The sequence below is a fragment of the Pantoea eucrina genome (assembly GCF_002095385.1).
In the GTDB taxonomy this organism is placed as follows: domain Bacteria; phylum Pseudomonadota; class Gammaproteobacteria; order Enterobacterales; family Enterobacteriaceae; genus Pantoea; species Pantoea eucrina.
In genome coordinates this window covers 1-18798 of record NZ_MIPP01000014.1, presented here as the reverse complement: position 1 = coordinate 18798, position 18798 = coordinate 1, and the positions used below count along the sequence as shown (strand labels likewise).

Below are 18798 nucleotides of genomic sequence, written 5' to 3'. Positions count from 1 at the left end.
ACCCGCTGCGGTATTGACACTCTGACAACGCAAGAGCCGGCGCATGACCGGCTCTTTTTTTTACGTTATGCGCTCAGCTTAACCGGCTCTTCTTTAAAACCAGCTGCGGGACGCAGATCGAGCTTCTGCTCGTGCAGCATCGCTTTCAGCCGCTCATGAAAGTTACGCAGGGTGCTCTCTACACGCTCGTTGTTCTCTTTACCTTTAATGGTTGTCACACTCCAGTCGCCCTCTTTATCAAACAGGCCGAAGTGATATTCGTAGGTAAAGTGATCGCTGTGCGCATCCAGCGTCATCCACCAGCCCCAGAACTCGCGGCTCTCCGGTGCAGGCTTTACGTTAACGCAGGCAGCCAGGCAGTCAAAAAAGAAACGCGTATCTTCGCATTTTCCTTCACGGATGTACGGCCCCAATTCGGTGAAGCGCTTAAGCAGGCGACTACGGGGGTGACCACTCGGTAACGTCATGCTAATTCTCTCCCTCAAATAAACCGTAAAAAAAGCAGCGCGCCGCGCAAAGGGCGCAGCGCGTAATATGCCGACATTAAGTTTTAGCAGAGGTTTGGCGTTTTGCCAGTTACCGCTGCAACTGTTTGCTGAGCCAGTCACAAATCTGATTCAGCGCTTTCTCAAAACTGTGAAATACCGGTGAAGCCGGGATAGCCAGCGTTTTGCCCTGCGCCGACGAGCCGGCAATCAGGCGTGAGTCCTCCTCCGGGCTGAAAAGATCGTCCGGCCAGTAAGCGGCCAGCATCGGCACCGGGGTGCGGCGTCCCAGCAGCCCCTGTACCTTCAGCGAATAGCGATTCAGCTCAATGCGCAGGTTGCTGTCGGACGTTGACGCCATACCCAGCCGGCTCGCCAGCATATCCATATACATGTCCGGCAGCTGCTGCTGACGCGCCGCGTCAACAAACACGCCGTGTACCATCGCGCCCAGCGTGGCCACGGCACGGATACGCGGTACTTCAAGCCAGGCGAGTCGGGTCGCAATATTGGCACCAAAGCGGTAGCCAAACAGCGCCACGCGGGTGTGATCGATCCACGGCACGTTGCTGAGCTCGCGCAGAACCTGCTGATGCAGATGGCTGGTGTCCTGGTTTAGCGTCCATTTACTGCTATAGCCAACCGATGGCATATCCAGCGTCAGCATAGCGATACCGCGCGGGGCCAGGTAGTCATGAAACAGCCGATAGTGATCGCTCTGCAGCGAATCAAGCCCCCCGCACAGCATCACGGTGGGATAAGGTGCGCTGGCCTGCGCCGGCATATGCAGAAACCCGGTAACCGGGCTGCCGCCACTGACGGGAAACGTCAGCGATTTCAGCTCGCCCGGCAGCCGCCGGGTCGCCTCTTCATAGGCGCGATTAGCCAGCACCTGCGCCTGATCGGCCAGCTCATCGCCTTTGATGTAGGGATAGCCGCGAGGCTGTAGAGATTCGCCGCATGCAGCCACTGCTGGCCCGCTTCATCATGCTGCTCGCTCTGCATCGCCCGCTGCTGCCAGAGCGCCGCCTGCTTTGACCACTCAAAATTCCAGTTGCCGCCGCGATAGCCGATTACCGTATCCAGCAGCGCCTCATCGGTGTGTTCAAAGCGGCTGACGGCGATGCGCGCCAGGACTTCGCTGATCTCCTGCGGTGACAGGCCGCGCCATGTCCAGAGCAGCTTGTTAAGCATGCGATACCAGCCGCGCTGAGTATCCCCCTCCAGCGCGTTATGCACCTGTGCGGTAGCGTGATGCTGGCGGCGCACCAGGGAAGAGGTTTCGGGATGTTTAAAACGCGGCTTGAATAACTCTTCGCTAAGATTTTTTTCGGCCATCTGATGGTTTCTCCTGCGGCGGTCGCATAGATGGCTATGAGTTTACTGCACCCGCCCCGGCTGCGCGAGGCGCGAATAGCACAACGCCCGGCTTAACCGGGCGTTGTTTGCGTTGCATCAATCAGCTTTTGACGATTGGCGGAATATAGACCACGCCCATGTCCCACGGCTGTTCGATCCAGGTGTTCTGCGGGATATCCACAATGTAATCATCCACCAGCGCGCGGCCAGCAGGCTTGGCGAAGATGGTGCAGAAACGCGCTTTCGGATACATATCACGGATCGCCTGCGCGGTGCCGCCGGTGTCGACCAGATCGTCGATAACGATAAAGCCTTCACCGTCGCCTTCGGCGCGCTTCAGCACTTTCATTTCGCGCTGGTGATCGTGATCGTAACTGGAGATGCAGACGGTATCGACGTAGCGAATACCCAGCTCACGCGCCAGCAGCGATGCCGGAACCAGACCGCCGCGGCTTACCGCGATGATGCCTTTCCACTGTTCCACAGGAAGCAGGCGCTGGGCCAGTTTACGGGCATGAATCTGCAGCATGTCCCAGGTTACGACGTATTTTTCGCTCATAAAAGGAATCCCAACCACCAAAAGTGGCTTAAAAATATGCAAGGGGGAAAAGGTTGCGCGAGATTATAAGGATCTGACGCGTTAAAAACCAGCATCCGTCACACTGGTTGCAGGTTTTTAGCGCGCCTGATGACGCGCCTGCGAATAAAGGGTGATATTCTCTGGCTCATCACGTCAGATGAGCTGACGGCGATCTTAAACCGGAAACTGCGTGCGAGCGGCCTGTCCGCCACGCTGATACAGGAGACGCGTTGTGTCTGAATTGTCTCAACTCTCCCCGCAGCCGCTGTGGGATATCTTCGCCAAAATCTGCTCCATTCCCCACCCTTCTTATCATGAAGAGGCGCTGGCTGAATATGTGGTCAGCTGGGCCAAAGAGCAGAATTTCTGGGTCGAACGCGATCGGGTCGGTAATATTCTGATCCGCAAACCTGCCACGCCCGGCATGGAAAACCGCACGCCGGTTGCCCTGCAGGCGCACCTGGATATGGTGCCGCAAAAGAACAACGATACCGCCCACGATTTCACGAAAGATCCGATTCAGCCGTGGGTGGACGGCGAATGGGTGAAAGCGCGCGGCACCACGCTGGGTGCAGATAACGGTATCGGCATGGCGTCAGCGCTGGCGGTACTGGCTGACAACAGCCTGACGCACGGCCCGCTGGAAGTGCTGCTGACCATGACCGAAGAGTCGGGCATGGATGGCGCGTTTGGCCTGCAGCCGGACTGGCTGCAGGCAGAGATTCTGATCAACACCGACTCTGAAGAAGAGGGTGAGATCTACATGGGTTGCGCGGGCGGCATCGACTTTATTACCACGCTGCCGCTGAGTCGCGAAGCGGTGCCAGCTGGCTATGAAACGCTGAAACTGACGCTTAAAGGTCTGAAAGGCGGTCATTCCGGTGCGGATATCCACCTGGGTCTTGGCAACGCGAACAAACTGCTGGCGCGTTTCCTGGCCGCCCATGCCCGTGAGCTGGATCTGCGTCTGATCGACTTTACCGGCGGCACGCTGCGTAACGCGATCCCGCGTGAAGCCTTTGCCACGCTGGCCGTTGAGAGCCACAAAGTGGACGCGCTGAAATCTGCGGCGATGCACTTCCAGGCGATACTGCTCAACGAGCTCGGCAGCAAAGAGAAGCATATTGTGCTGCAGACCGAGCCGCTGGCGCAGCAGGCTGAGGCGCTGAGCGCGGAGAGCCGCGATCGCTTTATCAACCTGCTCAACAGCACCCCTAACGGCGTGATCCGTAATTCAGACGTGGCGAAAGGCGTGGTTGAAACCTCGCTGAACGTGGGTGTGGTCAGCATGGATCAGGCTAACGCTGAAATCATCTGCCTGATCCGTTCGCTGATCGATACCGGCAGAGAGTGGGTGGTAGAGACGCTGACCTCGCTGGGCGCGCTGGCGGGCGCGCAGACTGCGCCAAAAGGCGGTTATCCGGGCTGGCAGCCTGACGCTGACTCACCGGTCATGGCGCTGACGCGCAACACCTACGAAGCGCTGTTTGGCAAAACGCCAAACATTCAGGTGATCCATGCCGGTCTGGAGTGTGGCCTGTTCAAGAAACCGTATCCGCATATGGATATGGTCTCTATCGGACCGACCATTACCGGCCCGCACTCGCCGGATGAGCAGGTGCATATTGAGAGCGTTGGCCTCTACTGGAAGCTGCTCACTGCGCTACTGAACGCGATTCCGGCAAAAGCGTAATCGATGCCGCTCCCCTGTCCGCTTGCCGGGCGGGGGAGATTTCACAGTCCCAGCAGCAGCTGACGCTCCAGCTGCGGGTCCACCAGCGTAACGTGCAGTCCCACCAGCCTTACTCCGCGATCTGCCCGACGCGCCTCCCAGACCTGACGCGCCACCGCCACCATATCCTCTTTATTCAGCACCGCCCAGACGTGCTCCTGCGTGGTCTGCTGAAAATCGCTGAACTTAAATTTCACCCCCTGCCGGGCGATCTGCTTATCTGGCCGGATAGCCCCCAGACGGCGATCCAGCTCCGCATAGAGGTAGTCGATAATCGGCAGGCACTGCTCCCAGTGGTGGATATCTTCCGGCAGCGTACGCTCTACCCCCAGCGACTTACGTTCACGTTCGACGATCACTTCGCGGTCATCGATGCCGTTGCTGCGTTCCCAGAGCGAGCGGCCAAACTTTCCGAACCGCTTCAGCAGCAGCGCCAGATCGGCGCGCTGCACGTCAGCACAGGTACGCAGCCCCATCTCTTCCAGCTTTTTGGTCGCCACTTTGCCCACGCCCGGGATCTTGCTGAGCGGCAGCTCATGCAGAAACGCCGGCACCGCCTGCGGGGTGATCACATACTGGCCGTCAGGCTTATTAAGGTCGGAGGCGATTTTCGCCAGAAATTTGATCGGTGCGATGCCGGCTGACGCGGTCAGTCCGGTTTCGCGCAGAATATCCGCGCGGATCGCCTGCGCCATCAGCGTCGCCGACCCCTGGCAGTGCAGACTGCTGGTGACATCCAGATAGGCTTCATCCAGCGAGAGCGGTTCAATCAGCGGCGTGTAGCGGAGAAAGATGTCGCGGATCTGTCGCGAGGCTTCTTTATAGGCGTCAAAGCGTCCCGGCAGCAGGCGCAGGTGCGGACAGAGACGCAGCGCGGTCGAGGTCGGCATGGCGCTGCGCACGCCATATTTGCGCGCCGGATAGTTAGCGGTACTGATCACTCCGCGCTGAACGCGGTTGCCGCCAATCGCGATAGGGATATCCCGCAACGACGGATCGTCACGCATCTCAACCGCTGCGTAAAAGCAGTCCATATCGACATGAATGATTTTGCGCATACCCCCTCCGGACACTGGCTAAGTATACAGTAGCGAAGGCGTTGAGCAATCGTCATCGGCACCGATGCCGCGCCTGAGCGCTTTTACTCCCCGATGCATCACAACTTTGCGCCATTTTGTTGCCCGCTATCTTGATTAAAAGCCAGACAATGTTAATGTTGCGCAGCGATAGCGGATATTTCCGATAATGCAACTGAGTGACGCTGCGCGTCTGAGTTTTTCTTCACTTCAAGGTACACACAGAATGGGCAGAATCGCACTGCTGTTCGCGATGATTCTTATGCCAGTCCTTAGCTGGGCAATCACACCTGAACCCGCACAGCCGCTGGCTCCGGTAAGCAAAGAGTTAAAAAAACAACTGCTGGGTACACCGGTGTTTATTCAGATTTTCAAAGAAGAGCGTACGCTGGAGCTCTATGGCAAAATCGGTAATGAATATCGCCTGCTGGACAGCTATCGCATCTGTAATTTTTCCGGCGGACTCGGTCCCAAGCGCCGCCAGGGCGACTTCAAAAGTCCGGAAGGTTTCTACAACGTCAAACTCAATCAGCTGAAACCTGACAGCCGCTTTTACCGCGCCATCAATACCGGTTTTCCTAACCAGTACGATCGCAGCAAGGGCTATAACGGCAACTATCTGATGATTCACGGCGACTGCGTTTCCGTGGGCTGCTACGCCATGACCAACGGCTCAATGGATGAGATTTTCAACTACGTTAATGCGGCCCTGCGTAACGGCCAGCAGGAGATGCAGCTGAATATTTATCCGTTCCGCATGACGGAAAGCAATCTTCAGCGTCATCGCTATTCGACCTACATCGATTTCTGGCGCGAACTGCAGCCGGGCTACGCCTATTTTGCTAAATATCACGTACCGCCCAGCGTTAACGTCACCGCAACGGGTCAGTATGCGGTGAACAACACGCCGGTACTTTCTGCACCGGAAGCGGCGTCCAAATCATTCCTGGCGCTCACCCAGGCAAAATAGTGCCCACTCGCCTGGCGCTATCCGGTGCCAGGTTTCATTTCCGGTCAGCGGCTGCGTGGCGATAACCGTCACCACATCATGCGGCGTGGTCTGCTGCTGGAAATCGATCTCCACATCCTGATCCAGCAGGCGCGCTTTACCAAACGGCGCGCGCCGCGTGATCCAGTAGAGATTGGTGGAGCAGAACGCCATCAGATAGCGACCATCCGATAGCAGCATATTGAAAACGCCCTTTTCACGCAGCTCGCCGGCGATTTCAGCGATATAGCGGAACACGGCGGGCCAGTTACCTGGCGTGCGCGGATAGCGCGCCTGCAGCTGTGAGAGGATCCAGCAAAACGCCTTTTCACTGTCGGTCTCCCCCACCGGGCGGAAGTGGCCGCTGTCGAGCTGGCGATAGCCTTTGAGCTGTCCGTTGTGCGCGTAAGTCCAGTTGCGGCCCCACAGCTCGCGGGTAAACGGATGCGTATTCTCCAGCGAGACTTGGCCCCGGTTTGCCTGACGGATATGCGCGACCACCGAGTGCGATTTGATCGGATACTCCTGCACCAGGCGGGCAACCGGTGAATTTACGCTCGGCAGCGGATCTTTAAACGTGCGGCACCCTTTACCTTCATAAAAGGCGATACCCCAGCCATCTTTATGCGGTCCGGTACCGCCGCCGCGCTGCACCAGTCCGGTAAAACTGAAACAGATATCCGTAGGGACATTGGCGCTCATCCCAAGCAATTCGCACATAGCTTCCCCCCTTCTCACTCCTCCCGGCATGCGGGAAGGCAGCGTAAATTACTTAACCATCTCTTTTTCAATCAGCAGCATCAGGATATGGATCACTTTAATGTGGATCTCCTGAATGCGATCGGCATAGCCGAAATGCGGAACCCGGATCTCAATATCCGCACTGCCCGCCATTTTGCCGCCATCTTTGCCGGTCAGGGTGATCACTTTCATTCCCTGCGCGCGCGCGGCCTCAATCGCTTTGATGATGTTAGCGGAGTTGCCGGAAGTGGAGAGCCCCAGCAGCACATCGCCTTCGCGCCCGACCGCTTCCACGTAGCGCGAAAACACATGGTCATAGCCGAAATCGTTGCTGACGCAGGAGAGATGGCTGACATCAGAAATCGCAATCGCCGGGTAGCCAGGACGATTTTCGCGATAGCGGCCGGTCAGCTCCTCGGCAAAATGCATCGCGTCACAGTGCGATCCCCCGTTACCGCAGGAGAGCACTTTTCCGCCCGCTTTGAAACTGTCTGCCAGCAGCACCGCAGCGCGCTGAATAGCGTGGATGTTCGCGTCGTCACTCAAAAATCGGGTCAGGGTGTCGGCGGCTTCGTTGAGTTCCGAGCGAATGATGTCCTGATACATAAGAGATATCCTTTAGCGGAGAGGTTAACCCGGCAAGTTTAACGGAATGCCACAGGGGCGCAAAGCGCTGGCAGCAGTGAAAACGCGTCTGCCACAGCGTAGCCAGGCGATAAATGCGCCAGCCGCGATGATTTTGTGAGCCTGGTTGTAATTGTGATGTAAAGGAATTGCTTATTAAGAGCGGCTGCTCTAAACCTGTGACTAACAGGTCAGACCTCTTACTACTTACGGAGCGATTCACTATGCTGCTGGTTTCCATTGTGGCGACGCTACTGCTGGTTAGCGCCCTCTTTTATCATCAGATATCTCTGCGTCTGAGCAGCGCCATCCTGCTGCTCTGGACCGCTGCCATGGCCTTAACCGGCCTCTGGAGCGCCTGGCTGCTGCTGCCGCTGGCGCTGGTCCTGCTGCCGCTTAACCTGACGTCGCTGCGCCAGCGCCTGTTTTCAAAACCAGCCCTACGGGGCTTTCGTAACGTCATGCCGCCGATGTCACGCACAGAGCAGGAAGCGATCGATGCCGGCACGACCTGGTGGGAAGGCGACCTGTTTCAGGGCAAGCCGGACTGGCAGAAGCTGCACAATTATCCGCGCCCGCACCTCACCGCTGAGGAGCAGGCGTTTCTGGATGGTCCGGTTGAGGAAGCGTGCCGTATGGCAAACGACTTCGCGATTACTCATGAGCTGGCCGATTTGCCGCCGGAGCTGTGGGCCTATCTGAAGCAGCACCGCTTTTTCGCCATGATCATCAAAAAAGAGTATGGCGGACTGGAGTTTTCCGCTTATGCGCAGGCGCGCGTGTTGCAGAAGCTGGCTGGCGTCTCCGGTATTCTGGCAATCACCGTCGGCGTACCGAACTCTCTGGGACCGGGCGAACTGCTGCAGCATTACGGTACTGAGGAGCAGAAAGATCACTATCTGCCCCGTCTGGCACGCGGCGATGAGATCCCCTGCTTTGCCCTGACCAGCCCGGAAGCGGGTTCTGATGCGGGCGCCATTCCTGATACCGGGGTGGTCTGCATGGGCGAGTGGCAGGGTCAGCAGGTGCTGGGCATGCGCCTGACCTGGAACAAACGCTATATTACGCTGGCACCGGTCGCCACCGTGCTGGGCCTGGCGTTTAAACTCTCCGATCCCGATGGTCTGCTGGGCGATAACCCGGAGCCGGGAATTACCTGTGCACTGATCCCGACCCATACGCCGGGCGTGGAGATTGGTAATCGCCACTTCCCGCTCAACGTGCCGTTCCAGAACGGCCCGACGCGCGGCAACAACATTTTCGTGCCGATTGACTATATCATCGGCGGCCCGGCGATGGCCGGTCAGGGCTGGCGCATGCTGGTCGAGTGCCTCTCGGTCGGGCGCGGCATCACCCTGCCCTCTAACTCCACCGGCAGTCTGAAAAGCGTGGCGCTGGCCACCGGCGCTTATGCGCACATCCGCCGTCAGTTCAAAGTGGCGATTGGTAAAATGGAAGGTATTGAAGAGCCGCTGGCGCGTATTGCCGGTAATGCTTACGTTATGGACGCGGCCGCCACGCTGATCACCACCGGCATTATGCAGGGTGAAAAGCCCGCCGTGCTCTCTGCGATTGTGAAGTATCACTGCACCCACCGCGGCCAGCGCGCCATTATTGACGCGATGGATATCGCGGGCGGCAAAGGCATTATGCTCGGAGATAACAACTTCCTCGCCCGCGCCTATCAGGGTGCGCCAATCGCCATTACGGTTGAGGGCGCTAATATCCTGACGCGCAGCATGATTATCTTCGGCCAGGGTGCCATTCGCTGCCATCCCTGGGTGCTTAAAGAGATGGGCGCGGCGGCGAAGAACGATCTCTCCCGCTTTGACCACGCGCTGTTCAGCCATATCGGTCACGTCGGCAGCAGCGCGGTACGCAGCCTGTGGCTCGGCCTGACCAACGGCCGCACCAGCGCCGCGCCGACGCGTGACGCCACGCGCCACTACTATCAGCAGCTTAATCGTCTGAGCGCGAACCTGGCGCTGCTCTCCGATATCTCCATGGCGGTGCTCGGCGGCAGCCTGAAGCGGCGCGAGCGCATCTCTGCCCGCCTTGGCGATGTGCTGAGCCAGATGTATCTGGCCTCCGCCACGCTGAAACGCTATGACGAAGAAGGCCGCCATGAGGCCGATCTGCCGCTGGTGCACTGGGGCGTGCAGGATGCGCTGCATCAGGCAGAAGTGGCGATGGACGATCTGCTGCGTAACTTCCCGAACCGTCTGGCCGCCGGTGCGCTGCGCCTGGCTATCTTCGCCGGCGGCAAACGCTGCCTGCCGCCGTCAGACAAACTTGATCATAAACTGGCGAAGCTGCTGCAGCTGCCTTCTGCCACCCGCTCCCGCCTTGGCCGCGGTCAGTATCTGACGCCAGCTGAGCATAATCCGGCGGGCCAGCTGGAGCAGGCGCTGCAGGATGTGATGGCGGCAGAAGTGATCCACGATCGCCTCTGTCAGCAACAGAAAAAGCATCTCTCCTTTACCCGCCTTGATGCGCTGGCGCAGCGGGCGCTGAAAGAGGGGCTGATCGACGAGAGCGAAGCGCAGGTGCTGATCCGCGCAGAAGCAAGCCGGCTGAAAGCCATTAATGTGGATGAGTTCGTGCCGGAAGCCCTGGCCGCACCGAAGCCACAACCCCGGCCGCGGGCGCAGCCCAGCGAAGCGGCATAATCCCGACACCAGGTGCCAGACGCTTCCTTACGGAGGCGTTTTTTTTGCCTGCGCCAGCGCCTACGCGGCCTGGCGAATGCGGGCAACCAGCGCCTCTTCATCCGCAATATGGTCAGCGGCCAGCATCAGGGTGCGCCCCAGCGCCAGCGCGCTGTGCAGACAGGCGTTGCGCATCTCCTCATCATCAATACCGGAAAAATCACTCAGCGTGATAGCGCTGAGGCTGCGCCGGATCAGCGCTGCACCGCTGTAGCCGAGAGCGTCATGCCAGACCGACTGCAGCAGCAGCTGGTCACATCCGGGCCAGCTGAAGAGCGCTTCGCTGCCGACCTGGCGGCGAAAGCCAGCGGAAAATCCGCGCCACAGCTGCTGAACCGCCTGCAGATGCTGCTCGCGCGCATCGGCGGCTTCGCGCAGCGGCAGCTGGCCGGGGGCAGCGCAGTAGTGGATCAGCAGATCGCTTAACGCCCCGCTGACGGCAAAACCGACAGGCGCCGCGCAGCCATGCTCAGGCAGCAGCGTTTCAGGACGGGTAAGAAAACGCCAGCGCAGTACGCCGAGGATTTGCTGCAGCGCCTCATCCTGCTGCAGCTCCGCCGCCAGCGCCTGCAGCGTAAGCGGCACCGGCGCGGGCTGCCAGTTGAACAGCTGTTCCGCCAGCCGGCGTGCCGCTCCGTCATTTATCCCGGTTGATGCCGCCAGCAAAGTCTGCGCCAGCGCCTCGCCGGCGGCGCTGTTGTCATGAGGTTGTGCCATTACCTGCTCCTGTAAAAGCTGCATTTAGCCATCTAAGCGTCTCGATTGCCAAAGAGTAGCATCCTGATTATAGTGTCAGCAATACAGGGTTTCTTATCACGCTGCTTACGCGCAAGGCCAGCTTACTATGACGCCATTTGATCTTATTCCCGACAGCAAGCTTCCCGCGACCGGCACCACGATCTTTACGCAGATGAGCGCGCTTGCCGCCCGGCATGGCGCCATCAACCTTTCTCAGGGATTTCCCGATTTCAGCGGCCCCGCCCTGCTGCAGGCGCGGCTGGCGCATCACGTCAGTCAGGGAGCCAATCAGTATGCGCCGATGATCGGCACGCCGGAACTGCGCGACGCCATCGCGGATAAAACCGCCGGGCTTTATGGCTACCGGCCCGACGCTGGCAGCGACATTACCGTGACCAGCGGGGCGACGGAAGCGCTCTACGCTGCCATTACCGCGCTGGTGCGCCCCGGCGACGAAGTGATCTGCTTTGACCCCAGCTACGACAGCTATGCGCCCGCGGTAACGCTGGCGGGCGGCGTGATGCAGCGCATCGCCCTGCAGCCGCCTGAGTTTCGCGTCCCCTGGCCTGCGTTTCGCGATCGGCTCAGCGCACGTACCCGGCTGGTGATCCTGAATACGCCGCACAATCCCTCCGCTACCGTCTGGCAGCAGAGCGATCTGGAGGCGCTGTGGCAGGCGATTGCGGATCGGGAGATTTATGTGCTGAGCGATGAAGTGTATGAGCATATCTGTTTCAGCACGGCAGGCCACGCCAGCGTGCTGGCGCATGCCGGACTGCGCCAGCGCGCGGTCACCGTCTCCTCATTTGGCAAGACGTATCATATGACCGGCTGGAAAGTGGGCTACGCCATAGCGCCACCCGCTATCAGCGCCGAGCTGCGTAAGGTACATCAGTACCTGACCTTTTCCGTCAATACTCCGGCCCAGCTGGCGCTGGCGGATATGCTGCGTCAGCAGCCGGAACACTACCGGACGCTGCCTGAGTTTTACCGCGCGCGGCGCGATCGTCTGACGCAGGCGCTGGCAGCCAGTCGCTTTCAGGTATTACCCTGCGAAGGCACCTATTTTTTACTGCTGGACTACAGCGCGATCTCCGATCTCGACGACGTCAGCTTCTGCGAGTGGCTGACCGGAGAGGCGGGCGTCGCTGCTATCCCGCTGTCGGTGTTCTGCGCTGATCCTTTCCCGCACCGGCTGATCCGCCTGTGCTTTGCCAAACAAGAGGCGACGCTTGACGCCGCCGCGGAGCGCCTGTGCAAACTTTGAAGATTACTCTGCTGCAGCAGCCGCTGAGCTGGATGAACGGCGCCGCTAACCTGCGTCACTTTGATCGGCTGCTGGAAAATCTGAGCGGACGCGATGTGATTGTGCTGCCGGAGATGTTTACGACCGGCTTTGCCATGGAGGCGGCACAGGCTTCGCTGCCGCAGCAGGAGGTGGTGGCCTGGCTGCAGCATCACGCGCGGGCCACCCAGGCGCTGATCGGCGGCAGCGCGGCCATTCAGACAGAAGCGGGTGCGGTAAACCGGTTTCTGCTGGTGGAGCCAGACGGCACGCTGCATCAGTATGACAAACGCCATCTGTTTCGTATGGCGGAGGAGCATCAGCACTATCTGCCGGGCGAACGCCGGGAGTTGGTTTACTGGCGCGGCTGGCGCATTCTGCCGCAGATTTGCTACGACCTGCGCTTTCCGGTGTTTTCCCGCAACCGCAACGATTACGATCTGGCGCTCTATGTGGCTAACTGGCCGGCCCCGCGCGCGCATCACTGGCAGGCGCTGCTGATGGCGCGCGCTATCGAAAATCAGGCGTATGTTGCCGGCTGTAACCGGGTGGGCAGCGACGGCAATCATCACCGCTACCGCGGCGACAGCCAGATTATCTCACCGCAGGGGGAGATCCTCGCAGCCGCTGAACCGTTCACCCCGGCACGTCTGGATGCGGAGCTGTCGCTGGAGGCGCTGCAGGCGTACCGCGAGCGCTTTCCGGCGTGGCGCGATGCTGATACGTGGACGCTGGGCTGAGCGACTGCGGCTGACAACAGGCAATCAGCCGCTGATTTTTATTTATCGGATTTAGTTTATCCGGCGAAAAAGCAGCGTTAACAACGCTGCTTTTTCAGGCCTGCATTTTCCCTCCATAAATCCTGCATCAGTAATCCGCACTACTTCGGTATACCAGCTAGTTATCACCATCTGTATCGCCAGTCCGCTGCAGAGCGCTTTGCAGCGTGATAGCTGGCCGCTACTGATAATTTCTGAAAACCCTTGCTGTTGTGCACTTTTTTATGGACCGGATTAATGAAGAGTAAATTGCGACTATTTCGCCATTCAGCGCTCAGTGTTGCGTTAATACTTTGTGGCTGTACCGTGCAGCCAGGTCAGGACCTGCCGCTGGCCAATAAAACGCTGGTTAACGATAACCACGAGCGCTCTGACATTAACGCGCTGGTCAGGGTCACTCTGTTAAGTCCGGTAATGCTGCAACAGCTTAATGAAGCCGGTCAGCAAAACCGTTCAAAACATATTTTCCGGCTGCCGGAAGACGATTATTCTTATCGCATCGGCGTAGGTGATGTACTGAGTATTACCGTCTGGGATCATCCGGAAATTACGTCTCCGGCGGGTCAGTATCGTGACTCAACGGAAACCGGCAGCACTGTCCGACCTAACGGCACCCTCTATTTTCCCTATACGGGCAGCATCTACGTTCTTAATAAAACCACAGAACAGGTCAGGACGGAGATAACTGCACGACTTCACCACTACATTGAATCCCCGCAGGTTGATGTGAAAATAGCCGCTTTTCGCTCCCGGAAAGCGTATGTGAGTGGTGAAGTCGTTCGCTCCGGCCAGCAGCCCATTACTCATATTCCTCTGACCGTGCTTGACGCCATCAATGCCGCAGGCGGCCTGACGAAAGAGGCGGACTGGGAAAATGTCACACTGACGCATGATGCCGTGCAGTATCCGATATCTCTTAAATTGCTGTTAGAGAAGGGCGACCTGACACAAAATGCGCTGTTGCATCATGGCGATATTCTTTACATTCCGCGTAATGATTCCCGCAAAATTTTTGTCATGGGTGAAACCGGCGCGCAAAAAACATTACTGATGGACAGAAGCGGCATGACGCTGACAGAGGCTATCAGCAGTGCGCGGGGAATAGATCAGACTACGGCTGACGCCACAGGCGTTTTTGTCATCAGGCAATTAAAGGCGCCAGCAGAAAAAAGACTGGCTGATATTTATCAAATCAACCTGAAAAATGCGGCAGCGATGGCACTGGCCAGTGATTTCAAACTACAGCCCTATGATATTGTCTATGTTACCGCAACGCCACTGACGCGCTGGAACCGGGTTGTCAGGCAGCTTATACCTACCATAACCGCGGTTAATAAGCTCAGCACTGCCGTTAAAAAGATACCCTGAAAAAGGGTTAACTTCAGGCGTAAATGTTCCCGAGCGGCATTCAGGGTAGTGCTTAAATATAGCACTACCCTATTAAGCATTCATGTTATTTGAAATCGACAGCCATCAATTCAGAAAGTGATTTTTCTTTTACTGAGTTATGGCAGACCGCAATATAATCGGTAAATCTTGGTGAGGCTGGCATGCCGAGCTTCAGGATTTTTTCATTATCAAAAGTCACGTTTAACTTTGAAAACTCGCCATACAGACTCATAGATTTCAGTACGATCCTTTCATTACAGTCGCCAAAAAGCGTTTTGAAATTATGCTTTTCCCGGGATAACTCTTTATAGCCGACTTTTTTATAATCGGCCGAGACGGGTCGGGAGCCTGAAGCCAGCGCCATAGCACGATCAATCTCTGCAAACGTTACGCTGCTCTCTCTACCGGAGGAGATATGATAAACCGGATGATCGAGTTCAGCTGCCTGAAGCAGCCTGACTATGGTTTTGGCGCAGTAATCTACCGGTATAACATCGATTTTGTCATCAAGGTTGCACATGAACTTGCCCAGTCTGAGCGCCATGCGAAACACCCAAAAAATGCTGGCGGAGGGAATACACCCATGCTCAGTATGCCCTACAACAATAGAGGGGCGTGCAATAATTAACGGGAATCCCGGCAGGTGCTCTTTTATCATCTGCTCTACCGTCGATTTGCTCCAGGTATACTCTACAATATGATCTTTTCTTTGCGTGGGCGCGATCGCTTCTGTCACATGGCTGTCAGGTTCAGGCGTACATGACATTGCTGTACCCACATGAATAAAGCGTTTTAATCCCTTTACTTTACTCATGCGGCTGGCAAGCTGAAACGTGCCCTCAACGTTTACTTTCCAGATTAACGGATTATTACCAAAGGAAGCGATAGCGGCACAGTTAATCACCTTTTCCACATCGTTCAGCCTGAGATCTGCAATAAAAGTTTCCGGCTTTGATAAATCGCCTTCTATGATTTGTTGCGCTGAAATGGTATTTAGCTGAGCGGGGCTGATGCCAAACTTAGCTAAATTCTCCTTAACCCGTTCCAGGGCACTACTCTCTGCATCGCCTCGCGCAAGAAGAAGCAATCTCTCTGGGTTCTCATTTATCATTAACTCAGCAACAATAGCACCACCCAAAAAGCCGGTAGCCCCTGTAACCAGTATTTTTTTCATCTCTTTTCTCTTTAATTATGACACAGCAGACATAAGCTGCCCTGGCGAATAGCGCTAAATAGCGCATTCACCCTTTGAATGGAATCTATTATTTGAATATATTGCATCATTTCTGATGACAGATATTAGTCTTTACTCTATAAAAAAAGTTCACTCTTTCACTAAGCATTATCGCCATTATTTTTATTTCGCTTCGCATCCCATTCTTTTTTCAGAATGGCATACACCAGCGTATCGTCATAACGCGCCTCACCATGTTCAGTGATGAAACTGACGAACTCTTTAAAGCACGCTTCCTGCCGCATATGTAAGCGAACGCAGAGATTGCGCGAAGGAACATTATAATCTTCCACCCAGGCATAAATCCGCCGGGCATATTGCTGCTTAAAAAGATAATCAAACAGTGCCGCCACCGATTCACGGGCATATCCCTGACCGTGAAATGCCGGAGAGAAATGCCAGCCCGCTGACCAGGTGTGCCTGTCAGGTTCATCATTCCCGTTCTCAGCAAAAAGATGGCCTATTAACTGATTGTTCTCTTGCAGGCATACGGCAAACTGACTTTTATCTGTCGATCGTTTTTCCGCTTCCAGATAAGCAGCCGCCAGCGACGCTACTCTTTCATCATAAAAGCAGGGAGTGGCCGGCTCATGAAGATAACTGAATAATGCTGTGCCATCGTCCCGACAAAAGCGACGAATAATCAGTCTTGAAGTGGTAATAATATTCATTATGCCTCGCGCTACCATGTGATAAAACGATTGATTACTGAAGCTTGTCTGCAGATACCACTGTGCTACTCCGCCCTTTTCTTAACAAAACGCATCACTATGGTAAAAAATACGGGTACAAAAAATATTGTCAGTAGCGTACCGCTGATCATACCGCCAAATACGCCTGTGCCGATGGCATGCTGTGTACTATCGCTTGCGCCACTGGCAAGCATGAGTGGAACAACGCCAAGCGTAAAGGCCAGGGAGGTCATTATAATCGGACGCAGGCGCTGTTTTGACGCAGTCAGAATCGCCACCGTCAGGGTCTCACCCTGTTGCCGTAAATGGCGGGCAAATTCTATAATCAGGATGGCATTTTTGGCCGAAAGCCCAATCAGGGTAATCAGTCCGACTTTAAAGAATACGTCATTCGTCATCTGTGCCATGGCAACCGCAATTACAGCCCCTATCAGCCCGAGCGGTACAACCAACATAACGGCCACTGGCACAGACCAGCTTTCATAGAGCGCTGCCAGCACCATAAATACCACCAACACGGAAAGCACAATCAGTAACGGAAGCTGTTTTGCAGACGCCTTTTCCTGCAGCGAACTGCCGGCCCACTCGCCAGCAAACCCCTCCGGTAAATGTTGCGCCAGCTGGTCAATGACCTGCATGGCGGTGCCGCTGGAGACGCCGGGCGCAGCGCTGCCGGTAATACGGATAGCGGGATAGCCCTGATAGCGATTCAGCTGTTGCGGCGCAACGCCCCAGCCGATCGACGCAAAGCTGGATAGTGCCACCATCTGGCCGCTGCGGTTTTTGACCCAGCTCTGCAGCAGCTGCTCAGGCTGCATGCGGTATGCTGCATCCGCCTGGACGATAACCTGCTGTACCCGCCCCTGGTTAACATAATCATTGACGTAACTGGACCCGGCGATAACGGAGAGAGTCTGGTTTATCTCGTCGAATGAAACGCCCAGCGCCTCTGCCTTTTCCCGGTCGATCTTCAGCGACAGGCTGGTGCCGTCCGGTAAACCGTCGATATACGCTTCTGCCAGCGCAGGATGATGGCCTGCACGCCGTATCAGTTCGTCGGTAGCCTGTTTCAGCGCTTTATAGCCCCGCCCTCCCCGATCCTGCACATAGTAGGTAAAGCCTGAAGAGGTTCCCAGATCGGCAATGGCAGGTGGCAGCAAACTCATCGTAACGCCATCCGCCACGCTTTCCATCTGCTGCTGGATATAACTCGCTTCAGCCTGCGCGCTGCTGCCGCCACGATCCTTTGACGCTTTCAGCGTCGTAAACGCCATCGCCGTGTTAGGACCAGAGCCTGAAAAGCCAAAACCCAGGATCATGATGTTATTTTTAATGGCTGGCCGTTGCGCTATTTCATGCTCAAATTTTTCAACCACGTTAAGTGTCCTTTGCATCGTGGCGTCGGAAGGCAGCTGAAGAGACGACATGAAATAGCCCTGATCTTCTTCAGGCAAAAACGAGGATGGCAACGTAGCTAAACCGGCCAGCAGTGCCATACAGAGCGCCAGATAGATCAACATCATCCTGCCGGTTCGTTTGAGAAGTGCGCGGATGCCCGATTCATAGTGAACCGTAAGCGCACTGAAATGCCGGTTAAAGCGGGCTGAAAATGTCCGGTCGCTGCTTAAGCGACTATCGTGCGGCCTGAGCAGAGTAGCGCACAATGCGGGCGTCAGCGTCAGCGCAAGAAAGGCTGACAGCAGAATGGACACCGACATCGAAATGCAGAACTGACGATAGATGATTCCGGTTGATCCGCTGGCAAAGCCCATGGGAATGAAGACGGCAGTGAGTACCAGCGTAATGCCAATGATCGCTGGCGTGATCTCGCGCATCGCTTCCTGGGTCGCTTCACGGGGTGACAGCTTTTTTTCTGCCATCAGACGCTCGACGTTTTCTACTACCACAATGGCGTCATCAACAATAATGCCGATAGCCAGCACCATGCCAAACATTGTCAGAATATTGATGGAATATCCGCACAGCAGCATCACGGTTAACGTGCCCAGCAGCGCAACCGGTGCCACAATAGCCGGAATAAGCGTACAGCGAATTTTATGCAGAAAGAGCAGCATAACCAGAAATACCAGCACCATCGCTTCTGCAAAGGTCTCCACCACTTTGATAATGGAGAGTTTTACAAAGGGTGCGGTGTCAAAAGGCACGGTAAAGCTTATTCCCTCCGGCAGCGAGCCGGTGAGCGACTTAAGCCGGTTATGAATGCCCGATGCAGTGCTGATGGCGTTAGCGCCGGGTGCCAGCTGAATCGCGGCAGCCGTGGCTGGCAAGCCATTATCGCGTATGCCGAATGCATAGCTCTGTAATCCGGATTCAACGCGCGCCACATCTGCAAGCCTGAGGCGTGCGCCGGTTGCATCGGACCGGATG

The 18798-nt window shown here is 56.5% G+C and carries 15 protein-coding genes and 1 pseudogene; 6 read left to right on the top strand and 10 right to left on the bottom strand.

Annotation, left to right across the window (positions count from 1 at the left end; genetic code table 11):
* Positions 1-65 precede the first annotated feature (65 nt).
* The 3 genes and pseudogenes from crl to gpt all read right to left on the bottom strand — a co-directional run bounded on the left by crl (position 66) and on the right by gpt (position 2403).
* Complete coding sequence (gene crl, locus HA43_RS08205) at positions 66-467, bottom strand: sigma factor-binding protein Crl (protein WP_039382877.1); 402 nt, start codon at positions 465-467, stop codon at positions 66-68.
* 109 nt (positions 468-576) lie between these two features.
* A pseudogene (gene frsA / locus HA43_RS08200) lies at positions 577-1823 on the bottom strand (esterase FrsA).
* Positions 1824-1944: 121 nt separating this feature from the next.
* Positions 1945-2403 carry a xanthine phosphoribosyltransferase gene (gpt, locus tag HA43_RS08195; RefSeq protein ID WP_007887137.1) on the bottom strand — a complete coding sequence of 153 codons (459 nt, stop codon included), beginning with the start codon at positions 2401-2403 and terminating at the stop codon, positions 1945-1947.
* 253 nt (positions 2404-2656) lie between these two features.
* Between gpt and pepD the strand changes: the two genes are divergently transcribed.
* Positions 2657-4117 carry a beta-Ala-His dipeptidase gene (pepD, locus tag HA43_RS08190; protein WP_094111389.1) on the top strand — a complete coding sequence of 487 codons (1461 nt, stop codon included), beginning with the start codon at positions 2657-2659 and terminating at the stop codon, positions 4115-4117.
* A gap of 41 nt (positions 4118-4158) precedes the next feature.
* Here the strand turns inward: pepD and dinB are convergent, their stop codons facing one another.
* The gene (dinB, locus tag HA43_RS08185; RefSeq protein ID WP_071668489.1) at positions 4159-5214 is read right to left on the bottom strand and encodes a DNA polymerase IV; all 1056 of its coding nucleotides are present in this window, start codon (positions 5212-5214) and stop codon (positions 4159-4161) included.
* 244 nt (positions 5215-5458) lie between these two features.
* Between dinB and dpaA the strand changes: the two genes are divergently transcribed.
* Positions 5459-6202, top strand: coding sequence for a peptidoglycan meso-diaminopimelic acid protein amidase (gene dpaA / locus HA43_RS08180; RefSeq protein ID WP_094111388.1), 744 nt, complete (start codon positions 5459-5461; stop codon positions 6200-6202).
* Here dpaA and HA43_RS08175 read toward each other — a convergent pair.
* Both HA43_RS08175 and lpcA read right to left on the bottom strand, forming a co-directional pair.
* Complete coding sequence (locus HA43_RS08175; protein WP_094111387.1) at positions 6173-6940, bottom strand: class II glutamine amidotransferase; 768 nt, start codon at positions 6938-6940, stop codon at positions 6173-6175. The genes dpaA and HA43_RS08175 overlap by 30 nt on opposite strands.
* A 48-nt stretch (positions 6941-6988) precedes the next feature.
* Positions 6989-7567 carry a D-sedoheptulose 7-phosphate isomerase gene (lpcA, locus tag HA43_RS08170; protein ID WP_065650032.1) on the bottom strand — a complete coding sequence of 193 codons (579 nt, stop codon included), beginning with the start codon at positions 7565-7567 and terminating at the stop codon, positions 6989-6991.
* A gap of 242 nt (positions 7568-7809) precedes the next feature.
* On the opposite strand from lpcA, the gene fadE reads away from it, so the two are divergent.
* On the top strand, positions 7810-10254 hold the full coding sequence (gene fadE, locus HA43_RS08165; RefSeq protein ID WP_094111386.1) for an acyl-CoA dehydrogenase FadE: 2445 nt from the start codon (positions 7810-7812) through the stop codon (positions 10252-10254).
* Positions 10255-10314: 60 nt separating this feature from the next.
* Here the strand turns inward: fadE and HA43_RS08160 are convergent, their stop codons facing one another.
* Positions 10315-11010, bottom strand: a complete 696-nt coding sequence (locus HA43_RS08160; protein WP_094111385.1) for a hypothetical protein — start codon at positions 11008-11010, stop codon at positions 10315-10317.
* A 127-nt stretch (positions 11011-11137) separates the two neighbouring features.
* On the opposite strand from HA43_RS08160, the gene HA43_RS08155 reads away from it, so the two are divergent.
* The 3 genes from HA43_RS08155 to HA43_RS08145 all read left to right on the top strand — a co-directional run bounded on the left by HA43_RS08155 (position 11138) and on the right by HA43_RS08145 (position 14463).
* On the top strand, positions 11138-12298 hold the full coding sequence (locus HA43_RS08155; RefSeq protein WP_094111384.1) for a pyridoxal phosphate-dependent aminotransferase: 1161 nt from the start codon (positions 11138-11140) through the stop codon (positions 12296-12298).
* Entirely contained in the window at positions 12286-13056 is a 771-nt protein-coding gene (locus HA43_RS08150) for an amidohydrolase (RefSeq protein ID WP_094111383.1), read from the top strand. Before HA43_RS08155 ends, HA43_RS08150 begins: the two co-directional genes overlap by 13 nt.
* A 276-nt stretch (positions 13057-13332) precedes the next feature.
* Positions 13333-14463: a polysaccharide export protein gene (locus tag HA43_RS08145; RefSeq protein ID WP_094111382.1), complete on the top strand. Its 1131-nt coding sequence runs from the start codon at positions 13333-13335 to the stop codon at positions 14461-14463.
* Positions 14464-14548: 85 nt separating this feature from the next.
* Here HA43_RS08145 and HA43_RS08140 read toward each other — a convergent pair whose 3' ends face one another.
* From HA43_RS08140 to HA43_RS08130, 3 genes are all read right to left on the bottom strand, one after another.
* A complete protein-coding gene (locus HA43_RS08140; RefSeq protein WP_094111381.1) occupies positions 14549-15658 on the bottom strand; it encodes an SDR family oxidoreductase in 1110 nt (369 codons plus the stop codon).
* Positions 15659-15819: 161 nt separating this feature from the next.
* Positions 15820-16389, bottom strand: a complete 570-nt coding sequence (locus HA43_RS08135) for a GNAT family N-acetyltransferase (protein ID WP_094111380.1) — start codon at positions 16387-16389, stop codon at positions 15820-15822.
* A 65-nt stretch (positions 16390-16454) separates the two neighbouring features.
* Positions 16455-18798, bottom strand: a 2344-nt coding sequence (locus HA43_RS08130; RefSeq protein WP_128083790.1) for an efflux RND transporter permease subunit, incomplete at its 5' end; no start/stop codon positions are given.